We start from the raw sequence: 22,396 nt of genomic DNA, 5'->3' as shown, positions 1-22,396 counted from the left end.
ATTCCTTTTTGCAGCATAATGCTGACAGAAGGGAGTGCTTTATTTTGCAAAATGTTTTAATTACAGGAGGAACCAGTGGCATTGGCTATAATTTAGCTAAAGAATTTGCCAGAAGAGGATTCGATTTAATTTTAGTTTCTTCCAATCAAGAGAATCTTAGCACAGCGCAACAACAACTGGCCACTTCATTTAATTGTAAAGTGATAACCATTCAACAAGATCTCTCGCAGATTGGATCCGCAAAAAGGTTAGTAAAAGTTTTGAAAGAAAACAAGCTAAAAGTGAATATTTTGATCAACAATGCCGGATTTGGATTGGTAGACCGGACGGAACAGATTGATTATCTTGAAGATGAGAAGCTAATGATCTTAAATACAATTAGCTTAGTCCAGTTGTGTAAACTGCTGTTGCCGGAAATGTATCAAAATAAGTCGGGAAAGATTTTAAACGTAGCTTCAACTGGAGCTTTTCAGCCTGGCCCTTACACCTCTACTTATTTTGCCAGTAAAGCTTTTGTTTTAAGTTATAGTAAAGCCATTCGAATTGAAGCAAGAAAAAGAGGCGTTCAGGTTTGTACCTTATGTCCCGGACCCACTCGAACCAATTTCTTTTTCCGCGAAAGAACTGAGACACCTAGCAACTCAATGAGTGCAGAGGCTGTAGCGCAAATTGCTGTTCAGGGATTAATGAAAAACAAAAATGTCATCGTACCTGGCAAGCTCAATCGAATCATGCAGCTGGCTACAGAGGCAATAAAAACTAAATTTGTCGCTAACATGAAGCGAAACGAAGTAATTAAGCGGTCAACGGAATAATGATAAGCGTAGCGATCTTTGCAATTGCATCAAAATTAGGAGCAACCAAGCAAAGTACTGCTCAGATTATTATTAATTTGAAGAGCAAGGATTATTTGCAAGCGGAAAAAATGCAGAAGATAGCCGATCAGTTAATTTAGTCATCACTGATACAGGAAGAACCGTTTTTCAGCAAAGCAGCGAGCAGGTCTGGGGCTTTTTACAGATGCTTTTTCAGGACTTTTCTGATAAGGAACTGGAAATATTGTGGGCACTGCTCAAGAAGCTGTATGCTTTTGATGGGAAAAGGTAGGGCGGATTTGAAGAGGACGGAAGAGAATTGTAAAAAAACACCTTCGATTAGTAGGCATTTGCCTCAAAATCGAAGGTGATTTGCTTTCAAAAAAGCAGGTCTTTTTATACTAAGGATTTTTCAACCAAATTTTCTCAATCACCTCACGGGGTGCGTCATCTTTGAATAAACGCAGTTCCTCTTTAAATTCCTCTACAATCATCGGATGCTCTAGCATGAGCGGGTTTGCTCCAAGCAATTCAGATTTTCCTTCGCGGATTACCAGCAACAGTTCTTGGCTAAATGAAGGAAAGGCCTCTGCAGAAAAGCTTTCTGAAATACGACGATACAGTTGGATACTGGTAAGGATCGCTTTCATTGTATGACCTTCTACTAGCAGGTTTTCTAAAATATACCCAAAAATAAAGGAAAGATCTTCCTCCAGCTTACTCAATTGGTTTTGATCCGAAGAGTACCGTGAAATTACTCGGTCAAAGGTTCGGTCTATTCCTTCCGTACTACTATCATTAGTCAGCATCTCTTTTATCCTAAAAGCAAAATCAGCATCCTTATGCATGGTATATTCAACTAAAATCAGCAAATCACTCTTTGACAGTCTTTCTAGTTGCATTTTAACCCCTCCATTCCAATGATATCCCTTACAAAATAATCATAGCAAGGATATGAACGAATTACTATTGCTTTTTTTCTCAAGAGAATCTAGACAGGAAAGCTTGTGGAAAGCCCTTAGTCACGCTAAACTAAAGAAGTAAGGAGGTTGGAAAATGAATACCAGCTTGTTGCTGCTTTATATAATCGTCATCGGCGTCTATAACATTTGGCTGAACATCAGCCGGCGCAAGGGGAAACAAGTAAATAAAAAATTAGTGATCGCCCAAGTCGTTCTGAATCTGATTTTGGCAGGGTGGGGCTTGCTTTACCTCTTTTTCGGCTAAAAAAAACCAGATACGACGAAGTATCTGGTTATCTGCTATACACAATTTCAGCACCAAAGGGCATTAATGCTAGACGAGCCAACTTCAGTGATTGAGCCGCAAAGGGAATCCCAATGATGGTGATGCACAAGAAAAAGGCACTGATTAAGTGACCGATTGCTAAAGGAATACCTGAGATAATCAACCAAATAATATTAACAATCAAATTTATTCCCGTTGTATGGTAAACAACATCCTTACCAAATGGGGCTAAACTTAAACTAGCGAATTTGAAACATTGCAGTCCGATGGGAATTCCAATAATGGTAATACACCACAGAATACCGGCCAAACACCAAGTGATGCCGCCCACCAAACCGCCAAAAATGAACCATATAATATTGCCTAAGCACGACATATTTCATCTCTCCTTTGCTAATAGTGTACCATTTTTAGCAAAAATTTCCTCCTACCAAGGATGGATATTGGGAAAACTAGCAAACGCAAACCTTACAAATAACTTTTACAGTTTAGAAAGGCGGAAAAAAGATGCGTGAATCATTTCAACTACTATCAGTTGACCAGCAAACACCACTGCAGGGGTATTTTTGGAGCTGTGAAAATCCAAAAGCTGTCCTGCAGCTGAGCCATGGGATGGCTGAGCACATTTTACGTTATGAGTCTTTTGCCGAATATTTGAATCAGTATCAGATTGCGGTAGTGGGGCATGATCATTTAGGGCATGGAGGTTCGGTAGAAAATGAACGCTATGGACATTTCCATGACAATAAGGTGGAAAACGGCCTGGTTGCCGATCTTCATCAGGTGACTCAATACGCCAAGCAAGAATTCGGTAAGCTGCCTTATTTTTGTTTGGGACATAGTATGGGATCTTTTGTGCTGCGTAATTATTTATACGACTATGCTTATGAATTAGATGGAGCAATTATTGTTGGCACAGGACAGCAGCCTAAGTGGCTAACTAAAACAGGACGAGGTCTGGCAAAATCTTTAGCTAAAATCCAAGGGAAAACGCACTACAGCCGTCTTATTGACCGAATTGCTTTTGGTGGCAATAATCGACGAATTCCACAGCAGAGGACAGAAAAGGATTGGCTGGTTAGCTTGCCAGAGGAAGTGGATAACTATTTATCCGATCAACTGTGCGGATTTCTTTTTACTTTGGGTGGGTATCAAGAGTTGTTTTCATTAATTATCGGCTCACAGGATCAAGAAAAAATAGCCCAGCTGCCTGCTGATTTGCCTTTGCTTTTCTTGTCAGGCAAGGAAGATCCGATCGGTGATTATGGAAAGGGTGTACTGAATGCTGCCAAGGCCTATCAAGAGGCTGGCTTGGAACGAATCGAAGTCCATTTATATGAAAATGCCCGACATGAGGTACTAAATGAGCGGCAAAAGGAACAAGTATATCAAGATTTAATCAAATGGTTAAAAAAATTTCAAACAATTTGATGTTCTTTTCCTCAAAAAAATGATATGATAGGAAAAATATTTTTTTGAGGTGATCGATTTGCCTGCACGCTTTTTAATAGATTATCATGAACAAAACGATTGGCTCCCCATGGCTGGGACGCTGCAATCGCCAATTAATATTGATACCACGCAAACAAAGACGGTTACTGCTAAGGAAGCTTCTAGTTTAAAGCTGTTTTTCAATTCGCAGCAGCGCTCCTTTTTAAACAACGGTCAGAACCTGCAGCTGTTATGTCAAGGCAAGGCTCGTTTGAATGGGCGCCGCTTTTCATTCGTTCAAATGCATTTTCATGCGGAAAGTGAGCATACCATCAATCAGCAGCATTTCACATTGGAGGGACATTTTCTTTATAAGGCTTCCAATGGACAGATGGCGGTCGTCGCAGTGCTGTATACTTTAGGTCGTCACAACCCAGCTTTTGAACAAGTCCTGCATCAGTTTGCTCAAGAGAAAGCAGACGGTGATTGTGCCGTAGATGCCTTGTTGCCTACTGACAAAAGCTACTATCATTATTTAGGTTCACTAACTACACCGCCTTTGACGGAAAACGTGGAATGGTACGTGCTCCAGCAAACGATGACGGTGTCCCCAGAACAGGTAGCTGCCTTTGAAAAAATTCACGGGAAAAACTGCCGTGATTTGCAGCCATTAAACGACCGGACTGTTTTGCATTTCGAGGAACGATAAACGCGCAAGCCCTAAGAGCCTGCGCGTTTTTTTGGTCAATGACCTCGTTTTTTTTGACGTTTCTTTTCTTGCCGCTGTTGAAACCGTTCCTGCGCTAGTTGTTCCTTTTGCGCTTTGGATTTTGAACGACGGGCTGTTTTCATTTCTTCCCGCGCCTCCTGCATAGCAAGCTGCGCCTTGGTAGAAACAACCGGTTGCCGTTTTTCACGGTTAATCATTCGCTGCATACGTTTCGGACTAAGCCTTTTCGTTTGCTTCAAAGGCTTAGTAGTAGAAGCAGCTGGCTGATCCAATAGCTTTGGCAATTGGTGACAAACGAAATCAAAAACCTCGCTGTCTTTTGGTTCAGGACCGAACACATAACGAATTGCCTGATAACAGGTCTCGTCCGTCTCGATCAATCCGCACCAAAAACTGCCATCAAAGTAAATGGTTAACTTCAAGATGACACCTCCCTTTTTGGATGATCGAGCAATGGACGACCCGGGAGGGAAGGCTACTGACATTTTCATGCGGCGGACTACCAACCGCCTCGTGTTTTTATGCTCGCTTTTAGTTTACTTGTTTTTCAAGTGTTTTACAAATAGGCTTCTGCTTCTTCACGAGTCATAAAGAAGTTAATTCCGCCAGTGGAATCCACCCAGCGATCCGGGTTAAAGTTTTTGGCCTCTACCCATTCACCGGTTCGATAAACGAAATTCCCGTCCGCGTAAGCTACGGCTTCATCATAATCCTTATTGGTATACATATCCTTAATACTCAAAACCTTAGCCTTGTCACAACGACAGGTATTATTCGTAGCGGAAGTTCTTCTGGCATCAGCCGGAATCAACAATTGAACAATCCGATAGTCAAAACATTTTTTGTAGCCGATAATAGGGCCTTCTTCAGGACAGTACATTTTAAAATAGTTGGTCTGATCGTCATAGATCACATCCTGCAAATTAGCGCCCTCCAGCATCGAAAAATACATATTTGCTCCTGAGATATCCGCTCCTTGCAGATTGCAGCCCCGTAAGTCCGCACTTTCAAAGGAGGCATTTTTCAGCAGCGCATCAGAAAAATCGCAATCAATACATAAGCAATTTGTAAAATCAGCCCCGGTTAAATTTGCATTGGAAAAATTGACACGTTCAAATTGAATATCATGAAAGGGAGCACCAGCCAATTGACGAAAACTATAATCGTGATCTTTTAAAATTGCGGCCATTTTTTTCACCTCTTTTGATTAATTCCTGCGATTGCTCCAGTTTAAAATAAATGCAATACAGCGGGACAGTTCCTCAGAATCCAAGCCCTCTCGCTGCAACAAATAGAAATTCCGGCGATAGCCCTCTGGCAGCTCCTCATAAATGAGACCTTCAGCGGCTCGTTTGGAAATGATAGATCGTCCAATGCCAGACTTGAGCATTTCGCGGATGACCTCATTATTGTGCACCTCCAGCAATGGCGGCGTCAAGTTGTTTTCTTCTAAATAACGTTTTGTGTAGTAGTACACTCCAGAAGAAGCTTCCCGTACCAGCCAAGGAGCAGCATCCGGCTTGCCGGCTAAAACCAGCTGATCCTCCATTAAAGTATAGCGTTGAACCTTTCCGGTAGAAAGAGGTTTTTCAATAAAACCTACATCCACCTCGTGTTTGCTGAGGGCTTCTAACACCTCCACCGAATTCAATAAACGAATCGAGAAGCTGATCTCGGGAAAGAATGGAACCAATTCCTTCATTAATTGAGGCAGCAGATACACCGCAAATGTGTGAGAAGCCGCAATTCGACAAACTACCAGCTGATCTCGTTCACTGGACAATTCGCTTAACAGCCCATTCCAGTCTTCCAATAAATTCAACGTTCCTTGATAAAGCATATCTGCCTGAGGTGTTGCGACAATTTCTTTCCGACCATTACGCAAAAACAAGGTCGTCTTTAATTCTGCTTCCAGCTGCTTGATTTGACTAGAAACAGAAGGTTGGGAGATAAATAAAACCTCTCCCGCTTTTGAAAAATTCCTCGTTTCATAGACAACCCGAAACGTCTCCAACAATTTGAACAAAGAAACCACTTCCATTTACATATCTTATAGTAACTATTATAACAATCATTCATAAAAATAGTTAGAAACAGGTATAATCTATTTGGGAAAGGAATGATTCAATGAAAAACTATCCAATTTTGCCAGGATTGCTGCTGTCCTTTGCAGTTGCGGCAGTTAGTAAAGGCTTAGCCATATTTTTTCCAGAAATCGGCGGTGCAACGATTGCGATTCTGTTAGGTATTTTATTAGGCAATACGTTTTTCCGTCAGTCTGAGCTGGCAGTGGGAACTAAATTCTCCGAAAGCCGCTTGCTGGAATACTCGGTGGTACTATTAGGCTTTACCGTTACCTTCCAAACCATTAGCGAAATTGGCTTAAAAGGAATAATTTATGTCGTACTGATGATGAGTATTACAATTACCGGCGCTTATTTGATTGGCCGTAAACTGGGCTTTGGTGAAAAAATGCGATTATTGATGGCCGGCGGCAATGCAGTCTGCGGTTCCTCAGCTATTGGCGCAATTGCCCCAGCCATTGGAGCAAAGGATGAAGAAAAGGGGCAGATTATCACCTTAGTCAATCTTTTGGGCACTGTAATGATGCTGACGCTGCCATTTTTGGGAATCGCACTTTTTGGAGATGATTTATTAAGTAAAAGTGCTTTACTGGGGGGAACCCTTCAATCAGTAGGGCAGGTCGTTGCCGGTGCCAGTCTAATTGATGCAGCAACCGTACAATATGCGATGCTGTTCAAAATTATGCGGATTATGCTGCTGGTAGTAGTGGTCTTTGTCTTTGAACAAAAGGTAAAACAAACAGCTGCCACGAGTGATTTGCCAGCTGCAAAAAGTAGAAAATTGCCTGTTCCTTGGTATGTAATTGGTTTTCTAATTGCTTGTATCCTGAACAGCTTTGTTCCATTGCCACACATTTTAGACACAGCTGCCCATTTTATTAGTACCTGGTTCGAAACGACAGCCTTGGCTGCTATCGGCCTGCGCCTGGACTTCAAGAAATTTTTAAAGGAAGGCCCACGTTTCCTAATTTACGGTGTTTCGGTGGGGGCAGTACAGACAGTGAGTGCTGTAATTTTGATTTTTCTGTTGAGGATTTAAAGCTAGGGTGTTTTTATAAAGCTTGTCACTAATTAGAAAAATTTATTAGCACTAGTAAAGGCAGACGTGTAAAAGCGTCCTGCCTTTTTTTGGCAGTCTATGATAATATCTAAGAGAGCGCAAATACGACTAGTAATAGTGAAACGAATGTAGTTATGGGCTAGGGTTCAGTCTTTGCTGAAGCTATAGAAAATAGATAGGTACTGCTGACAAGCTCAGCCACGTATTGGAAAAATTTGAGCTAGAATACTATCAGGAGTTTAACAGTCAATTTAGGAAAATGGGGGACTATTATGAAATTCGATTACCACGTTCATACTAATTATAGCGACGACTCAGAATATCCGATGGAGGAAGTCGTGACGGATGCAATCAAACAGGGAATTCAGGAGTTATGCTTTACTGACCATGTAGACTATGGTGTTAAGTTGGATCATGATGACCCCGTCCCTGCTGGCAAAAACGAAATGCTGCGCAATGTTGATTATCCGGCTTATTTCCAACAATTCAAGGAACTAAAAAGGAATTATCAGCAGGAGATCACTCTGCGTTTTGGTTTAGAGTTTGGCATACAAAGAGAAACAATTCCTAAGTTCGAAAAGCTGTTTTCTTCGTATCCTTTTGATTTCATTCTGTTATCGATTCATCAGATCGACAATCAGGAATTTTGGACAGGGGAATTTCAAGTTGGGAAGACCGATGCTCAGTGTTATCAGGAATATTATGAAGAAATGTTGACGGTTGTTAAAAATTACCACAATTATAGCTGTCTTGCGCACATGGACCTAATCCGACGTTACTTGAACAAGGATAAGAATACCTTTGAAGCAAACAAAGCAATGTTGAGTGAAATTCTCAGCTATATTATTGCAGACGGTAAGGGAATTGAGGTCAATACCTCTTCAATTCGTTACCAAATTCCTGATACCACACCTTCAGTAGATATTTTGAAGCTGTACCAGGAATTAGGCGGCACAATTATTACCATTGGCAGTGATAGTCATACCCCAGAACAATTGGGTGCCCACATTGAGGAAAGCAAAAAGCTGCTGAAAGACTTGGGCTTTAAACACTACTGTACCTTTGAAAAAATGAAGCCTCATTTCCACCCGCTTTAAGACGTTGGTCGCAGGAGCTATTCCTGCGACTTTTTCTTTTGGCGAAAATCATTTGGCGTTTGGCCGGTTTTTTGTTGGAATAATTTGAAAATCGAAGGCGTACTCTTATAGCCGATTGCTTCAGCAATTTCAGAAATACTGTAATTTGTATTTTGCAGCATGATTTTGGCTTCAGAAAGCCGCTTCTGATCAATTAATTCTTGAAAGGTGCTGCCGGTTTTCGCCTTGATCATATTGCTGATATAGTTTTTATTGTAACCAAAATGATCCCCTAGCTGTTTTAAAGAGACTTCACAATAGTGATCATTAATGTACTTCAACAGCTGAAATATCTCTTTTTTTTCACTGTAAGTATTGTTGGTATACAGGGTTGTCGTGTTGGAAAGCTCAACTAGCAGAGCGCTTAACAACAGATTCAAGGAGCGAGCTTTGTTTCGTTGTGGCTGAAAGAATTTTAGCGCCATTAGTTCAATAAGCTGTTTGGCAATTTTTTGTTCAGTTAAATCAAACACCATAAAATTATTATGAGAAGCCTGCTTTTGGGAGGCTTGGACAATAAATTGGGTCACTATATCTTCTGATTGTGCCAGATTATTCAATAGCTCTGTGGGTATCGAGCTATCTTGAACCAAAATATTAAGAATTAAATCCTCCTCTCCAACATAATCAATTTGCTGAATAATATTGCGATCCATCAAAATTAATTGTCCCTGTGATAACGCCACGCGGTCCCCATTAATCCATTGAACACAGCTGCCTGTGTACACATAGTTAAATTCTACAAAGCTGTGGGTGTGAGCAGGAGTGTGAGAAAAGCGAGGATGCTTATTAATAAATATATTTCCTTCCTCAAAAAAATCTACCACGGGAATTTTTGGCACAATCGATTCCTCGTAATTCAAATTCATTTCATTAATATTTTTTCCACTTTGCCGCTGCAGTGTTTCTACCGGAAGTTCTTTCTGCAAAAGCTCTCTTAATTCGTGCATCATTTTTTCCCTTTCATCAATTCGCTAAAAACAGTTTAACAAATAATCTGTAGATTTGATACTAAAATTCTAGATTTATGAAATTGCAGCGGAGGATTGAAAGCGGTTAGAATAAAGACATCAATTAGGAGGGAAGGAAATTATGACACATCAATTGAAAAAGAATACAGCTAAGGAATATACCCCTTTAGCCACAGCAGCTGGTATTGGATCAATGTTAGGTTCAGGATGCATCGTGGGTCTTTCCGCAACTATTCCTGTCTGGCAGCAGGGTCTTTCACTAACTACAGCTCAAGTAGGGATACTCTCAGGAACCTTAACATTCGCTATTGCTTTTGGATCGTTAATGGCAGGGAAAATAACGCAGCTTTTCGGCTTATTTCGCTCCTTTAACTGGGGAAACCTATTTTATGCTATTGGAGCCGGCATTTGCGTGATGTCCACCGGCTTTTATCCACTGCTTTTAGGAGTAGTTGTTATGGGAATTGCTTCTGGGGCTGATTTGCCTATCAGCTTGACGGTTGTTTCTCATGATGCTCCAGATGAGACCACTTCTGCCCAGCTGGTTTCTTCCACCCAAGTTTTTTGGCAAATAGGTATTTTTATTTCTTATATTTGTTCATTTCTATTATCAGGAATTGAAGGCGTGATGGGGGCTCGGATTGTCTTTTTAATCCTGTTTGTTTTCTCAGTTGTTGCTTGGTTGTGGCGAATTACTTCAAAAAAATTCAAGCGATTTCATGAAGAAGGCCTACGTCGCAGAGCCAATAGTAAAGTGGTTGCTGATGCACCGGCAGTTTCCATTAAGTCTGTTTTATTCGGATCACAGAAGAATAAATATTTAGGCTATTTCGCGGCAATTTTAATTTTTTATGTTTGCTGGAACCTGCTAGCTAATACCTGGGGGCAATTCCAAACCTATGCTTTAACAAATGCAGGAGCTACTCAAACTCAGGCAACAGGTTTAGGAATCATTTTGAATGTTGTATCGCTCATCACAACAATCTTATTTGCTTCTGTATCGGGTGGGAAATATCGCAATAAGGCCTTCTTTGTTGGCGTTTTTGTCCAATTTGCAGCAATGATTGGGATGGCTGTTTTAGGTGGCGGTGCTGGCTTTATTGCCCTGGCTGTAACGATTGGTTTCTATAATTTTGGAAACCCGATGGCTGGTGAAGCAATCTATAAAGTTTGGACTCAGGAATCCTTTCCACCAGAAGTACGAGCAGGATTGCAAGGATTCATTAATGGATTTTCACGAATCTGTTGCGGCTTATTCGCTTTTATCACCCCGTTTTTAGTAGCGCCTGGAACTATTCAGGTTTCTATGTATGGTTTTGCTGGAATTGTTTTACTAGCAGCAATTGCCGGCGTTTGGATGATGTCGTTGCAAAAACGATATACAACTGAGAAAGAACTGACTTTAGACAGTGTTCATTCAGTAAAGTAGAGGAGAGAGATCAATGATAAACGAAAATAGTTCCCGATGGCTATGGTACTCTGGCGACTTTGAGATTCGGCAAAGCCTATTACAAAATTTTTCTCGTGAAGAACGGGCGTATGATTGGCCAGCTTATTGGTATATGGATGATTGTCATCGCAATGTGAAATTTAAGCGCTATTATGATTTAGCAGAACCAACTGAATTTAAAGTTGATGCCAAAGGAGTTGGTTACGTAGAGATAAATGATCAAAAATTCCCCTTTGGCCAAACCTTAACTTGTCCGGCTGGTCATAATAAAATTCGCGTTTTTGTAGGGAATACGGAGGGGCTGCCGGCGGTCTACCTTACTGGTGAAATTATCAAAAGTGATATTGGCTGGGTCTGCAGCAACTTTATTGAAGAACACCCAGCCGGTTGGAGTACACTTTATACCAAAGTCGATCAAGATCCTAATCAGGTTTACCATGCAACTGAACCAGTAGCCTATCTAAATAAAAAAGAAATACAGGGAGGGGTTCTATTCGATTTTGGCCGCGCGATCTTTGGCAAACTGCTTATCAAAGAATTAAGGGAAGGAAAACCGGTAACTGTTTGCTTCGGTGAGTCTGAAACGGAAGCGCTGGATGAAGAAATGTGCTATTACAAAGAAATTTCAGCGACCACAGCAACCTCTATCAGAAAACGAGCCTTTCGCTATATCTTCATTCCTAGGATAAAAGCTGAAGATGTGGAAGTTTCCGCTGTACATGAATTCATTCCACTAGAAAATAAAGCAGCCTTTCGTTCTGATAATCCGCTGTTAAATCAAATATGGGATGTTTCAGTTGAGACCTTCACCTTGTGCAGCGGCTTATTTTTTATTGATGGAATTAAACGTGACCGCTGGATTTGGTCGGGAGATGCTTATCAATCCTATTTCATTAATCAGTATCTATTCTTTGATGAGGATATCAATAAACGAACCATGTTGGCTCTGAGAGGTCAAAATGAAATTAAACAGCATATGAACACGATTGTTGATTATTCAATTTTATGGTTAATTGGTGTTGAAAATCACTATATGATGACCAACGATGTCGATTTTTTACAGCAAATCTATCCTAAAATGGTTATCATGATGACTTATTTACAAAATCAAACCAACGAACTAGGGTTTATCTATGGACGAGAAAAGGATTGGATTTTTATTGACTGGTCTGAAATGGATAAAGAGGGGACCTTGGCTGCTGAACAGGTCCTGTTACTGAAGGCATACCATTCGATGATCGTTTGCGGATCAATTTTACAAAAAGAAACCACAGCATACCAAGCCGCATATGATCAGCTATACAAAAACCTGTTGGACTATTTCTGGGATGATGAAAAGGGAGCCTTTATTGATTCTTATGAGTCCGGCAAACGTCATGTAACCCGCCATGCCAATATTTTCGCTGTACTGTTTGATTTAGTAAATCCTAAGCAGCAGCATTCAATTTTAGAAAATGTTTTATTGAATGATGAAATCACTCAGATTACCACTCCATATTTCAAATTCTTTGAGCAAGATGCCCTGTGCAAGCTAGGTGAAACAGCGCGTGTTTATGAAATCATTTTGGATTATTGGGGTGGGATGTTGGCTCATGATGCAGTGACCTTTTGGGAGGAGTACAAGCCTGAGGAAACAGGTGCAGATAGGTATGAAATGTACGGCGATCCCTTTGGTAAGAGCTTATGCCATGCTTGGGGAGCCAGTCCGATTTATCTGTTAGGTCGTTATTTTGTTGGCCTGGTACCAACTGCTCCTGGCTATGAGAACTTTGTCGTTGAACCCAAGCTGAATAATTTTGACTCACTAAGCTGCCAGTTTCCGATCAAAGATGGTTTAGTAACCCTAAACAAAACTGGAGATGAAGTCATCATTTGGACGAATAAAGAGGGCGGAGAGGTGCACTTTAATCAGCAGGTGTTCCCATTAGTTAAAGACGAACCTCTTCATTTAAGTATGTCACTGCAGCCTGTTTAACTAGCTACTCTAGTTTGGAGGAGAAATCATGAGAAAGAAGATGTACCTAAGGGAAAAAATCGGTTTTGCCTTAACCAATCTAGGAAACATTCCGATTATGACCTTACTGAACACCTATTTATTAATCTTTTACACTGATGTGATTGGGATCAATCCAGCCGTTGTAGCCACGCTGTTTCTTGTGTCACGTATGTTTGATGGGATCAGCGATCCTATCCTCGGCTACTTCATTGATAAGTTTCCACAGACCCGCTTGGGAAAATATCGAGTGATTTTAGTTTTAGGAACGATTGTTTGCTGCATCAACTATCTGTTTGTCTGGTTTGCTCCCTTACTGCTTGTTCAGCATCAGGTACTGGTAATCGGTATTTCCTACCTTTTACTGGGAGTGACCTTCGATTTGATGGATATTCCTTTGAACAGTATGATTCCTATTTTAACCAAGGATGAGAATGAACGAAATGTTTTGTCTTCTATTAAAGGTGTATCTTATACAGTGGGTCCAACCATTCTGAATGTACTAGCACCTTTAGCTATTGCTGCATTTACTGATAAGACTGATGGGTATTTGTTGCTGATCAGCGGTACAGTACTAACTGTTTTGTTCTTTACAATTGTTGGTGCTGCTTGTTTAAAAGAAAGGAATTTAGAAGCAGAGGAGCCGGAAAAAGCAGCGGTGCATTATTCGTTTAAGGACATCGTTGCCATTTTTAAAATCCGAAGTGTTTCTGTCCTTTTCGTATCAATGCTTTTTGTTACAGCAGCGACGAATATTTTCAATGGTACGATTTTGTATTACATTACCTACCTGTTAGGGGATGAACGGATATTTAGTATGGCTAGTTTAGTCGGCTTTTTTGGAGCCCTGTTCGCAGGAATGATTGTTCCCAGCGTCTCTAAAAGAATAGGTAAGGAAAATGTTTATATTTTGGGCCTTTTTATTGCCAGCTGCATGATGGTGGCCATTTTATTCTTCCGGCAGCAGGTTATTCTTTTCATTGTATTCTATTTATTCATTCAATTTGGACTCGGACTAATCAACACCATTCAATACAGTATTTCGGCTGATAATGTTGATCGGGTATACGAAACTATGCATATACAAAGTGCGGGATTGATTGCCTCTTTAAACTCTTTTGTTATGAAGGTGGCTATGGCTTTGGGAGGTGCAGCGCCAGGCTTTATTTTAAATCATTTTGGTTATGTATCGAATCAAGATCAATCGCCTGAGGCTCAAACGGGAATCCTGCTGGCAGCCTTCATCGTGCCTTTTATTTTGTATATCATTACTATTTTAGTATTTAAAATAGGTTATAAAAATATCGAAGCTGGAAAGTTAACGACGGTTGTCGATAAAGTGGACTAAGGAATGAGAGGAGGCAGCTGGCCTGCCTCTTTTTTTCGTCAGAATGTTGACATTTCCATTAGCTGTACATGAGCTAACTATTTTTTAAGTTGAACCCTCTGAATAAGTAAATGCCTAAAACCGCATTAAAGCCAGTTGCCGCAAAAACACTAAAACGTTCAGCTATGCCAAAAAAATCTTTCGGAACGATTCCAACGCCAATGGCTCCTGCCAGCATTAACAGAAAAGCCAAAGCAGCCCAAAGTGCTAATGAAGGATAGGCGTTGTTGCGATAGCCAGAAACGATGATGATTACTAATGATAAAACCGATAGCAGCACAACCAGTGCCGTAACAACACCATGCATGGTATTTTGAAAAGAACTGACCTCCCATTTATCGGAAAGAGGAAATATGCCGTAACCAATCGCAGATACCCAATTCATGGCTGCAAATAAATAAATCCCAACTCGTAGTCCAGTCGTAAGCTTTCCTTGAATAAAGACACAAACCATCATGATAGAAATCATTCCACAAATCTCATACAGAGAGGACAACTGATTCCATAGCAAAAGAGACGGGGCGTTGGAAGCACTCAAATCACTTACCGCCTGCTCCATCCAGCGATAGCCAGGATAAGCTAAGGGGCTAAAAATTACTGCGGCGGTATAAGAAATCAGACTGACAACTCCTAATAAACCTAACCAATGAATGAACGATTTTTTCATGAAATACTCCTTTTTTTACTAATAGATTTATTATACTAAAGGATTAAGGGAGAGGATAGTCGTGTATAATAAAAAAGAGAGACAAAATACCTGAAAAGGAGCGTTTAAATGACAACGATTACTCAATTATTAGGCATAAGGTACCCAATTTTTCAAGGTGCAATGGCACAAATATCCAGATATCCTTTAGCTGCGGCAGTTTCCAACGCTGGGGGCTTAGGGATTATTGCCTCTGGTGACATGACTGCAGCCGAGCTTCAAGCAGAAATTAGGGCATGCAAAGCATTAACCGATCAACCATTTGCAGTAAATCTGATGCTGATGGCCCCAAATATTCCAGAATTAATCGAGGTCATTGTGGCAGAAAATGTCAAGGTGGTAACGACTGGAGCCGGAACACCTAAAAAATATATGCCGCAATTAAAATCAGCGGGCATCAAAGTAATTCCGGTGGTTCCTAGTGCAGCCTTAGCTAAGAAAATGGAAGCTCTAGAAGTGGATGCAGTTGTTGCAGAAGGCTCTGAAGCTGGAGGGCACATTGGCGAACTCTCAACCATGGTTTTAGTTCCACAAGTGGCCGCAGCGGTTAACATTCCAGTAATTGCTGCAGGTGGCATTGCCAATGGAAAAGGTATGGCAGCTGCTTTTGCTTTAGGTGCTGAAGGAATTCAAATGGGTACGGCCTTTTTGTTAGCGGAAGAATGTCCGATTCCTTTAAATGTAAAAGAATTTGTAGCAGCTGCCGGAGAACTGGATACTGTAGTGACTGGTAGAAATGGTGTTGCTCCGGTCCGCAGTATTAAGAATAAAATGATTGAACAATACCAGCAATGGGAAAAAGAAAATATGCCCTTCGAAGAATTAGAAAAGCTGACATTGGGATCAGCAAAAAAAGCCGCCGCCGGAGATATTGAACAGGGTTCAGTAATGGCTGGGCAGGTGTCAGGAGCCATACATGAGATTAAACCTGCTAAAAAAATTATCGATGATGTTCTGGCAGAAGCCAAACAAACGATTAAGCAGCTGCAGGTGGAGGTTTAACAGCAAGTGTTTAATCACCCCATGGTTTTTCACTTTATCAGTAAAAACCATTGTATTTGTTTACTAAATATTTTATGATTAGTTTACTTGTATAGTAGTAAGGAGTTTGGCTTATGAAGGTTGAGTTTATTGGAATTGGTGCAATCGCTGAGATTATGGCACAGGAAATAAAGAAGATTAAGGGAATTGATTTAGCTGCTGTTTATGGCCGATCGCTTGAGAAGGCAGAGCAGTTTGCACGGACGTATCAGGTACCCTATTTCACGGATCAGCTGACTGATTTTTTCAGGTTGCCGGAAATCGATTTGGTTTATATCGCGACACCACATAGTTATCATTATCAATACGCAAGGGAAGCTATCCAACAGAATAAGCATGTCCTATGTGAAAAACCTCTAGCGATGAATCATCGGGAAGCTGCTGAGCTTTTTTCACTAGCTGCCGAAAAGAAGCTGTTTTTAGGAGAGGCTTTCTGGACTAGATTTAATCCTGTGTTTAAAGAACTGCAAACCATTCAGAATAATCAGTTGATCGGTTCGTTCAAATCATTGATCACCAATATAGGCGGAAACAGTCTAACTAATCGACGCTTAATCGATCCTAATCTCGGTGGTGGTGCACTAATGGACACAGGGATTTACGGATTGAATTTACTTTTTGAAATTTTTGGAACCGACTATAATGATTACACAACAATCGTAAACATTGGGGAAACAGGTGTTGATTTGCAGCATACATTATGCTTTACGTATCGCAATGGCAGCAGCGGTGTCTTAAATGCAACCATTCAGGCAAAAACCTTAAATGGGGCTTTAATTAGTGGAGAAAAAGGCTATATCAAAATTGACCATCTTTCAGAATTCAACCAATTAGAGGTTTATAATGAGAAAAGGGAACGCATCTATCTTCAGCAATTGCCTGAGGGGATGACAGGCTATACCTATGAATGGTTGGCTGTGAAGGAGTGCCTAGAAGCAGGCTGGACTGAGCTTAAGGAAGTACCGCCTGAATTTACGTTAGAGGTGTTAAGTCTTACAGATCAAATTCGCCGTGATTGGCACATGAAATATCCTATAGATTAAGAGGAGGTGATGGTGGTGAAGCGATCACGCTATGTCGTATTAGACCATTTAAAAGAGTTGGCTGATTTACAGGAACAAATTACCACCAGCGAGGTTGCTGAAAGTACACATCTTAGCCGTAATGTTGTTACTACGTATCTTTCGCAATTATTAGATGAAGGCTTAGTTGAAAAAACGGGAACTCGCCCCGTTTACTGGAGGCCAATTTCCGAAAAGAAGGATGCCTTTTCAAGCTTTATTGGTGCTAAGGGCAGTTTGAAGGCAGAAATTGACGAATGCAAGGCTGCTGTTACCTATCCTCCTAAGGGTTTTCCGATTCTAATCACTGGTGAATCAGGGGTAGGGAAGAGCTATCTGGCTTCTTTGATTCACCAGTTCGCGCTTGAAGAAAAAGTCATCACTTCTTCAGCTAATTTTGTCACATTGAACTGTGCGGACTATGCTAACAATCCAGAACTTTTGTCATCTGTTTTATTTGGTTATCGCAAAGGTGCCTTCACTGGAGCAGATCAGGATACAGAAGGACTAGTTAAACAGGCGGACGGTGGTTTTCTTTTTTTAGATGAAGTCCACCGATTGAACAGTGAAAATCAAGAGAAATTGTTTACTTTGCTGGATTTAGGGCAGTACTATCCCTTGGGAGAAAAAGAACAGCCGGTTGAGGTAGATTTGCGTTTCATCTTTGCTACTACTGAATCGTTAGATCAATCGCTGCTGCGAACCTTCCAACGACGTGTTCCCATGACGATTAAATTGCCAGCTTTTCACGAACGGCCGATTCATGAACGCTTGGAAATTACCTTTGATAATTTTGTGCGGGAAGCCCAGAATTTACAAAAGGATTTTGAGTTAGGGTTGGCGGAAGTTTTTCAATTAATTAATCAGCAATACAGAGGGAATTTAGGGGATTTAAAAAACCGAGTACGACTGCTTTGTGCTCGAGCCTTCATGGAACAGCAGACTGAATCTGTCATTCAAGTAGGCAATTTAATAGAAGGCGCAATTTCCATTTCAAAGGATACGAATTCGTCTCAAGTTACGGAAGAAATTTTTGAGCAAAGCTTCAGCTATTTAATAGAAGAACTATTTGTTTTAGAAAAAATTGCTGATATGAATGAATGCCGATTTTCCATTCGAAAGGAACTGAAAAAGGTTCGAAGACAGCTTCAAAGTCAAGCGAGTCATTCGTTAATTATTGATAGCTTTGTTCAACAGCTTCAGCAGCAGATAAACGAGTTCCAGACTGCTTATGGTATATTCAACCAGTTATCAACTGAGGATTTAACGGAAGCCGCACTAATTTTGTCATTATTTTTAGAATCTTCAGCAACGTTGGAAAATCGCAGTATGCTTGAAAGAATTAAAGCGACCTATCCTCGTTCCTACTATTTAATTGGGGAATTTGTAGCAAAATTGCAGCCGATTTTTGCATTTGAAATGGAACGGGCTGAATTGCTGCAATGTTTGCTGCTGTTTATTCTAGTGGGGGAAGAGTATCGTACCATTGAACAGGTTCCATTTGTCTGCCTGCTGCTGTCTCATGGGAATGTGGCCTCTAGTATTCAACGAGTAGTAAACAGCTTGTGCCAAACCTACTTATTTGAAGCTTTTGATATGCCGATCGATGCCTCCATCAATGAAATTATTGTCGAAGTAGAGAGCTTTTTGCAAAAGCAAAATCGGCGGGATCAGGAAGTTATTGTTTTATTTGACATGGGTTCCTTAAGTCAAATGTATAAGGAAATTAAAAAGCAATCAGATGCGGATTTGATGGTAATTAACAATTTAACTACTTCGATGGCCTTAGACATTGGCTTGCAGGTACAGCAGCAGGTACCTTTCAAAGAAATCGCTAAAAAAGCGGAACATTATAGTGAACTAACCAATGTTCAGTATTACGAGGGCCTATCACAAAATCGCAACATCATTGTTTCCTGCATGTCAGGGGCAGGTCTTTCAGAAGAGATCAAACGAATCATGATAAACTGTCTAGCTGAAGAGACAGAAATTATTACAATGGACTACAAGGATTTGAAGCAAACGCTGAATTCTCACGAGCTGGATTATTTTGCCAATACACAAATGATTTTGACAACGACTGATATTGACTCCTTTGAGGAAATTTCAATTATTAACATTTATGATGTGATGGAGCCAGAGGGTGCTCAGCTGGTTAAGCGGCTGCTCATGCAAAATGGCGAATCGGAGACGGCCTGCAACAAATTGCTGAAGCAGTTTCTGCAATTCTTCACGATTGAAGGAATCGGTGCCCGCTTACAATTTCTTAATCCTGAGATCGTAATTAAGGAAGTTCAAGAAATTGTTGAAAAATATGAGCAGTATTATGAACTAACGCTAACAGGTCGCGACAAATTGAATCTTTATATGCATATTGCCTTAATGATTGAGCGGATGATGGTTAGTTCTCGTCGAAATGAGGCAGCTGCTAGTGACGAAGAAACCCTGGATGCGGAACGCAAAGAATTTTATTCCGTCTCAAAAAACGTCTTTCATGCAGTTGAAAGAAAATACAATATCTTTGTCGATGACTATGAGCTTTCGTTAATGTATGAACTGCTTAAAATGCGTTTTTAAGCTTAAATTAGTGCTTAGTTTGTTAAGCACTATTTTTTTGTGCTTAATAACCCCTGATAGAACAAGTTAGAAATAGTTGGCACGCCATTTGCTTATATTATAGATGAGAAGGAGGGGACGAGATGACAAAGTTTGCAATCGCAACTCATGGAAATTTCGCTAAAGGCCTGCAAAGCACGTTAGAATTATTCATTCCAAATGAGGAGATCGCGTTTTTATCAGCCTATGTAGAAGATGAGCCGCCAATTGATGAACAATTAGACACATTCTTTGCTTCATTAGGAGCGGATGAATTAGCAGTCGTTTTTACGGATTTATTCGGCGGCAGCGTGAATCAAAAAGTTTTATTGGCCAGTGAGGGACGACAGGTTCAAATTATTGCCGGGTTCAATTTACCAGTGATTTTAGAAGTTGTTTTAAATAAAGAAAACTTGACAGTAGAGAATTTGAAGCATTATTTAGAAACAAGCAAAAATGCAATGCAGCTGGTAACACCAATGGTAGAAGAGACAGTAAATGAAGAGGATTTTTTCGCATAAATAAAGGAGAGAAAAATTATGATTAAAGCATTACGAGTAGACGAACGTTTGGTTCATGGACAGATTGCCATGGTTTGGTCAAAAGAGCTGAAGCTTCAAGGATTAGTTATCGCTAATGACGAGGTAGCGAATAATGATACGCAAAAAATGGCGCTGCAAATGGCCGTACCTAGCAATATTAAATCAATCATGAAGGATATCGATGGTGCCATCGCTCTGTTAAAGAATCCCAAGGCTAGTTCTATGAATCTAATGGTTTTAGTGAAAACTGTAGAAGATGCGTTAAAAATTGCCAAAGAAATTCCAACAATCGAATATGTGAATATCGGGAATGCCGGCAAAATGATTAACGAACCGAAAAAAGAAATTACCAAATATGTCATGCTGACTGATTCTGAAATTGCCGCATTAAAGGACCTGGTGGAGGTTTATCCAGAAACAGCCTTCCAAGCAGTACCAACAGAAGACAAAGTATTAGCTAGTACGATTATCAAGGATCAAAAATTATAAGATAAGGGGTGTTACACCATGTGGGATGCATTTTTAGTAGGATTAGTCGTCTTCCTTTGTGTCGGAGGGCATGAATTAATCGGGTTTTCATTACTGTTTCGGCCAATTGTTGTCGGACCATTCTTAGGCTTATTAATGGGTGACTTGCAAACTGGCTTAATGATCGGGGCAGCGCTAGAAACTATTTTTATGGGAGTTATCAACATTGGAGGAGCTTCAGCAGCCGAACCTGGCTTGGCAACAGCTTTAGCCACAGGATTTGCGATTAAATTAGGTGGTGGAGTGGATGCAGCGATAGCACTGGCTTTACCAATTGGTATTTTAGGTCAACAAATTAAACTAGCTATTTATATTTTATTCAGTGGTTCAATGGCTCCAGTATTCGACCGTTTAGCAGCGGAAGGCAAACAAAAACAATTTACTTATTTACACTTTGGTGTGTGGGCCATCTGGTTCTTTGCTTATTCGCTAATCCCATTCTTTGCCATGCTGTTCGGTGCCAATGCGGTTCAAGCCGCTTTAGACATGATTCCAGAGGTCATCATGAATGGTTTATCCATTGCTGGAAATCTATTGCCAGCTGTTGGTATGGCTATGCTGTTAAGAATGCTTTGGGAAAACAAGATTGCCGTGTTCTTCTTCCTGGGATTTATCTTTGTCGCCTATCTAAAATTGCCATTAGTCGCCGTAGCCGGAATTGCTTTTGTGATTGCAATCTTAATCGCGCAACGGGATTACCAGTTAAATAAACTAGAAAAAGCAAAACCAGTTGTTGTCCAAGCAGCCGATGGGGTTGATCAAGAAGAGGAGGACTTTTTCGCATGAGTAAATTGGGGAATGATTTAAGTAAAGAAGAGAAAAAATTAGTCCGTCAAATGTTTTGGCGCTCGCAAACCTTATATGTTTCAGTAAATCCAGCTAAACAAGGAGCCAATGGTTTTTGCTACTCCATGATGCCTTTTATCAATGCTTTTTACAAAGATGAGGATCAGCGCAAAGAAGCTTTGGTTCGTCACATGTCTTATTTCAATACAACAGTTCCAATGGTTTCCTTCATTATGGGGATTGCTGCTTCGATGGAAAAGGAAAACTCTGAAAAGGAAGGCTTTGACGTAGCTTCCATTAACGCAGTAAAAACCAGTTTGATGGGTCCTATGGCTGGGATTGGCGATTCAATCTTTTGGGGTGTTTGGCGCGTTATCTCAGCTGGCTTAGCTGTTGGTCTGGCAACTAGCGGAAATGTGTTAGCGCCGATCATATTCTTGGCAATGTTTAATATTCCGCAATGGTTAACTAGATATTATGGTGCTTTCTTAGGCTACTCTCTTGGATCAAAATATATTGAAAAGCTTTATTCAGAAGGTTTAATTGGCATCTTAACGAAGGGTGCCAGCATGGTAGGTTTAATGATGGTAGGTGCCATGACTAGCTCGATGGTGATCTTTCAAACCAAACTTTCCTTTGATATGCAAGGCGAGACAGTCATGAAGCTGCAGGAAATGCTGGATCAAATCTTTGTCGGCATCGTTCCATTGCTATTAACGCTGCTTTGTTACTATCTATTGAAGAAAAAGGTGAGTATCACTACCTTGATGTTAGGAATTATTGTTTTAGGAATCGTATTATCCGCATTGGGAATTGCATAGGAGGACGAAGA

The 22,396-nt window shown here is 40.5% G+C and carries 23 protein-coding genes; 16 read left to right on the top strand and 7 right to left on the bottom strand.

From position 1 onward, the window contains the following. The first annotated feature begins 44 nt into the window (after nucleotides 1-44). Complete coding sequence (locus I588_RS01585) at nucleotides 45-815, top strand: SDR family NAD(P)-dependent oxidoreductase (RefSeq protein WP_010757180.1); 771 nt, start codon at nucleotides 45-47, stop codon at nucleotides 813-815. 401 nt (nucleotides 816-1,216) lie between these two features. Here I588_RS01585 and I588_RS01575 read toward each other — a convergent pair whose 3' ends face one another. Continuing rightward, complete coding sequence (locus I588_RS01575) at nucleotides 1,217-1,717, bottom strand: hypothetical protein (RefSeq protein ID WP_010757178.1); 501 nt, start codon at nucleotides 1,715-1,717, stop codon at nucleotides 1,217-1,219. A 154-nt stretch (nucleotides 1,718-1,871) separates the two neighbouring features. Between I588_RS01575 and I588_RS27540 the strand changes: the two genes are divergently transcribed. Then, on the top strand, nucleotides 1,872-2,042 hold the full coding sequence (locus tag I588_RS27540) for a hypothetical protein (RefSeq protein WP_010757177.1): 171 nt from the start codon (nucleotides 1,872-1,874) through the stop codon (nucleotides 2,040-2,042). A gap of 28 nt (nucleotides 2,043-2,070) precedes the next feature. On the opposite strand, the gene I588_RS01570 is transcribed toward I588_RS27540, so the two are convergent. Then, nucleotides 2,071-2,439 (bottom strand): YccF domain-containing protein, encoded by a 369-nt coding sequence (locus I588_RS01570; protein ID WP_010757176.1) that lies wholly within the window; start codon nucleotides 2,437-2,439, stop codon nucleotides 2,071-2,073. A 131-nt stretch (nucleotides 2,440-2,570) separates the two neighbouring features. Between I588_RS01570 and I588_RS01565 the strand changes: the two genes are divergently transcribed. After that, complete coding sequence (locus I588_RS01565; RefSeq protein WP_010757175.1) at nucleotides 2,571-3,494, top strand: alpha/beta fold hydrolase; 924 nt, start codon at nucleotides 2,571-2,573, stop codon at nucleotides 3,492-3,494. Nucleotides 3,495-3,552: 58 nt separating this feature from the next. Next, nucleotides 3,553-4,203: a carbonic anhydrase family protein gene (locus I588_RS01560; RefSeq protein WP_010757174.1), complete on the top strand. Its 651-nt coding sequence runs from the start codon at nucleotides 3,553-3,555 to the stop codon at nucleotides 4,201-4,203. 35 nt (nucleotides 4,204-4,238) lie between these two features. On the opposite strand, the gene I588_RS01555 is transcribed toward I588_RS01560, so the two are convergent. The 3 genes from I588_RS01555 to I588_RS01545 form a co-directional block, all read right to left on the bottom strand. Continuing rightward, on the bottom strand, nucleotides 4,239-4,646 hold the full coding sequence (locus I588_RS01555; protein ID WP_010757173.1) for a YjdF family protein: 408 nt from the start codon (nucleotides 4,644-4,646) through the stop codon (nucleotides 4,239-4,241). Nucleotides 4,647-4,780: 134 nt separating this feature from the next. Beyond that, complete coding sequence (locus I588_RS01550) at nucleotides 4,781-5,413, bottom strand: pentapeptide repeat-containing protein (protein ID WP_010757172.1); 633 nt, start codon at nucleotides 5,411-5,413, stop codon at nucleotides 4,781-4,783. An 18-nt stretch (nucleotides 5,414-5,431) separates the two neighbouring features. Then, nucleotides 5,432-6,250: a LysR family transcriptional regulator gene (locus tag I588_RS01545; RefSeq protein ID WP_016250027.1), complete on the bottom strand. Its 819-nt coding sequence runs from the start codon at nucleotides 6,248-6,250 to the stop codon at nucleotides 5,432-5,434. Nucleotides 6,251-6,351: 101 nt separating this feature from the next. Between I588_RS01545 and I588_RS01540 the strand changes: the two genes are divergently transcribed. Both I588_RS01540 and I588_RS01535 read left to right on the top strand, forming a co-directional pair. Continuing rightward, on the top strand, nucleotides 6,352-7,347 hold the full coding sequence (locus I588_RS01540) for a YeiH family protein (RefSeq protein ID WP_010757170.1): 996 nt from the start codon (nucleotides 6,352-6,354) through the stop codon (nucleotides 7,345-7,347). Nucleotides 7,348-7,640: 293 nt separating this feature from the next. Continuing rightward, nucleotides 7,641-8,465, top strand: a complete 825-nt coding sequence (locus I588_RS01535) for a histidinol-phosphatase HisJ family protein (protein ID WP_010757169.1) — start codon at nucleotides 7,641-7,643, stop codon at nucleotides 8,463-8,465. A 17-nt stretch (nucleotides 8,466-8,482) separates the two neighbouring features. On the opposite strand, the gene I588_RS01530 is transcribed toward I588_RS01535, so the two are convergent. Next, on the bottom strand, nucleotides 8,483-9,454 hold the full coding sequence (locus tag I588_RS01530; protein ID WP_034693278.1) for an AraC family transcriptional regulator: 972 nt from the start codon (nucleotides 9,452-9,454) through the stop codon (nucleotides 8,483-8,485). Nucleotides 9,455-9,596: 142 nt separating this feature from the next. On the opposite strand from I588_RS01530, the gene I588_RS01525 reads away from it, so the two are divergent. From I588_RS01525 to I588_RS01515, 3 genes are read left to right on the top strand one after another with little or no spacing between them, the layout of a single operon-like run. After that, nucleotides 9,597-10,904, top strand: a complete 1,308-nt coding sequence (locus I588_RS01525; protein ID WP_010757167.1) for an MFS transporter — start codon at nucleotides 9,597-9,599, stop codon at nucleotides 10,902-10,904. Between the two features lie 13 nt (nucleotides 10,905-10,917). Continuing rightward, complete coding sequence (locus I588_RS01520) at nucleotides 10,918-12,900, top strand: alpha-L-rhamnosidase-related protein (RefSeq protein ID WP_010757166.1); 1,983 nt, start codon at nucleotides 10,918-10,920, stop codon at nucleotides 12,898-12,900. Nucleotides 12,901-12,928: 28 nt separating this feature from the next. Continuing rightward, nucleotides 12,929-14,266 carry an MFS transporter gene (locus I588_RS01515; protein ID WP_010757165.1) on the top strand — a complete coding sequence of 446 codons (1,338 nt, stop codon included), beginning with the start codon at nucleotides 12,929-12,931 and terminating at the stop codon, nucleotides 14,264-14,266. Between the two features lie 73 nt (nucleotides 14,267-14,339). Here the strand turns inward: I588_RS01515 and I588_RS26690 are convergent, their stop codons facing one another. Beyond that, nucleotides 14,340-14,972, bottom strand: coding sequence for a DUF998 domain-containing protein (locus I588_RS26690; RefSeq protein WP_010757164.1), 633 nt, complete (start codon nucleotides 14,970-14,972; stop codon nucleotides 14,340-14,342). Between the two features lie 108 nt (nucleotides 14,973-15,080). Here I588_RS26690 and I588_RS01500 point away from each other — a divergent pair, with 108 nt between their 5' ends. The 7 genes from I588_RS01500 (at nucleotide 15,081) to I588_RS01470 (ending at nucleotide 22,385) form a co-directional block, all read left to right on the top strand. Then, complete coding sequence (locus tag I588_RS01500; RefSeq protein WP_010757163.1) at nucleotides 15,081-16,013, top strand: DUF561 domain-containing protein; 933 nt, start codon at nucleotides 15,081-15,083, stop codon at nucleotides 16,011-16,013. Between the two features lie 113 nt (nucleotides 16,014-16,126). Next, on the top strand, nucleotides 16,127-17,095 hold the full coding sequence (locus I588_RS26310) for a Gfo/Idh/MocA family protein (protein WP_010757162.1): 969 nt from the start codon (nucleotides 16,127-16,129) through the stop codon (nucleotides 17,093-17,095). 9 nt (nucleotides 17,096-17,104) lie between these two features. Continuing rightward, nucleotides 17,105-19,690 (top strand): sigma 54-interacting transcriptional regulator, encoded by a 2,586-nt coding sequence (locus tag I588_RS01490; protein WP_010757161.1) that lies wholly within the window; start codon nucleotides 17,105-17,107, stop codon nucleotides 19,688-19,690. A gap of 122 nt (nucleotides 19,691-19,812) precedes the next feature. Continuing rightward, complete coding sequence (locus tag I588_RS01485; RefSeq protein ID WP_010757160.1) at nucleotides 19,813-20,229, top strand: PTS sugar transporter subunit IIA; 417 nt, start codon at nucleotides 19,813-19,815, stop codon at nucleotides 20,227-20,229. An 18-nt stretch (nucleotides 20,230-20,247) separates the two neighbouring features. Next, nucleotides 20,248-20,739 carry a PTS sugar transporter subunit IIB gene (locus I588_RS01480; RefSeq protein ID WP_010757159.1) on the top strand — a complete coding sequence of 164 codons (492 nt, stop codon included), beginning with the start codon at nucleotides 20,248-20,250 and terminating at the stop codon, nucleotides 20,737-20,739. A gap of 18 nt (nucleotides 20,740-20,757) precedes the next feature. Further along, nucleotides 20,758-21,564 (top strand): PTS mannose/fructose/sorbose/N-acetylgalactosamine transporter subunit IIC, encoded by an 807-nt coding sequence (locus I588_RS01475; protein WP_010757158.1) that lies wholly within the window; start codon nucleotides 20,758-20,760, stop codon nucleotides 21,562-21,564. Further along, nucleotides 21,561-22,385 carry a PTS system mannose/fructose/sorbose family transporter subunit IID gene (locus tag I588_RS01470; RefSeq protein ID WP_010757157.1) on the top strand — a complete coding sequence of 275 codons (825 nt, stop codon included), beginning with the start codon at nucleotides 21,561-21,563 and terminating at the stop codon, nucleotides 22,383-22,385. Before I588_RS01475 ends, I588_RS01470 begins: the two co-directional genes overlap by 4 nt. Nucleotides 22,386-22,396 lie beyond the last annotated feature (11 nt).

The sequence above is a fragment of the Enterococcus pallens ATCC BAA-351 genome (assembly GCF_000407485.1).
Taxonomy (GTDB): domain Bacteria; phylum Bacillota; class Bacilli; order Lactobacillales; family Enterococcaceae; genus Enterococcus_A; species Enterococcus_A pallens.
The sequence above is the reverse complement of the archived record's forward strand: the minus strand, read 5'-3'. Positions and strand labels throughout refer to the sequence as shown.

Coding starts and splice junctions, on each gene's coding strand:
- I588_RS01575 (WP_010757178.1), bottom strand. CDS start 1,717: ATGCAACTAGAAAGACTGTCAAAGAGTGATTTGCTGATTTTAGTTGAA.
- I588_RS27540 (WP_010757177.1), top strand. CDS start 1,872: ATGAATACCAGCTTGTTGCTGCTTTATATAATCGTCATCGGCGTCTAT.
- I588_RS01570 (WP_010757176.1), bottom strand. CDS start 2,439: ATGTCGTGCTTAGGCAATATTATATGGTTCATTTTTGGCGGTTTGGTG.
- I588_RS01565 (WP_010757175.1), top strand. CDS start 2,571: ATGCGTGAATCATTTCAACTACTATCAGTTGACCAGCAAACACCACTG.
- I588_RS01550 (WP_010757172.1), bottom strand. CDS start 5,413: ATGGCCGCAATTTTAAAAGATCACGATTATAGTTTTCGTCAATTGGCT.
- I588_RS01540 (WP_010757170.1), top strand. CDS start 6,352: ATGAAAAACTATCCAATTTTGCCAGGATTGCTGCTGTCCTTTGCAGTT.
- I588_RS01535 (WP_010757169.1), top strand. CDS start 7,641: ATGAAATTCGATTACCACGTTCATACTAATTATAGCGACGACTCAGAA.
- I588_RS01530 (WP_034693278.1), bottom strand. CDS start 9,454: ATGCACGAATTAAGAGAGCTTTTGCAGAAAGAACTTCCGGTAGAAACA.
- I588_RS01525 (WP_010757167.1), top strand. CDS start 9,597: ATGACACATCAATTGAAAAAGAATACAGCTAAGGAATATACCCCTTTA.
- I588_RS01520 (WP_010757166.1), top strand. CDS start 10,918: ATGATAAACGAAAATAGTTCCCGATGGCTATGGTACTCTGGCGACTTT.
- I588_RS01515 (WP_010757165.1), top strand. CDS start 12,929: ATGAGAAAGAAGATGTACCTAAGGGAAAAAATCGGTTTTGCCTTAACC.
- I588_RS26690 (WP_010757164.1), bottom strand. CDS start 14,972: ATGAAAAAATCGTTCATTCATTGGTTAGGTTTATTAGGAGTTGTCAGT.
- I588_RS01500 (WP_010757163.1), top strand. CDS start 15,081: ATGACAACGATTACTCAATTATTAGGCATAAGGTACCCAATTTTTCAA.
- I588_RS26310 (WP_010757162.1), top strand. CDS start 16,127: ATGAAGGTTGAGTTTATTGGAATTGGTGCAATCGCTGAGATTATGGCA.
- I588_RS01490 (WP_010757161.1), top strand. CDS start 17,105: ATGGTGGTGAAGCGATCACGCTATGTCGTATTAGACCATTTAAAAGAG.
- I588_RS01485 (WP_010757160.1), top strand. CDS start 19,813: ATGACAAAGTTTGCAATCGCAACTCATGGAAATTTCGCTAAAGGCCTG.
- I588_RS01480 (WP_010757159.1), top strand. CDS start 20,248: ATGATTAAAGCATTACGAGTAGACGAACGTTTGGTTCATGGACAGATT.
- I588_RS01475 (WP_010757158.1), top strand. CDS start 20,758: ATGTGGGATGCATTTTTAGTAGGATTAGTCGTCTTCCTTTGTGTCGGA.
- I588_RS01470 (WP_010757157.1), top strand. CDS start 21,561: ATGAGTAAATTGGGGAATGATTTAAGTAAAGAAGAGAAAAAATTAGTC.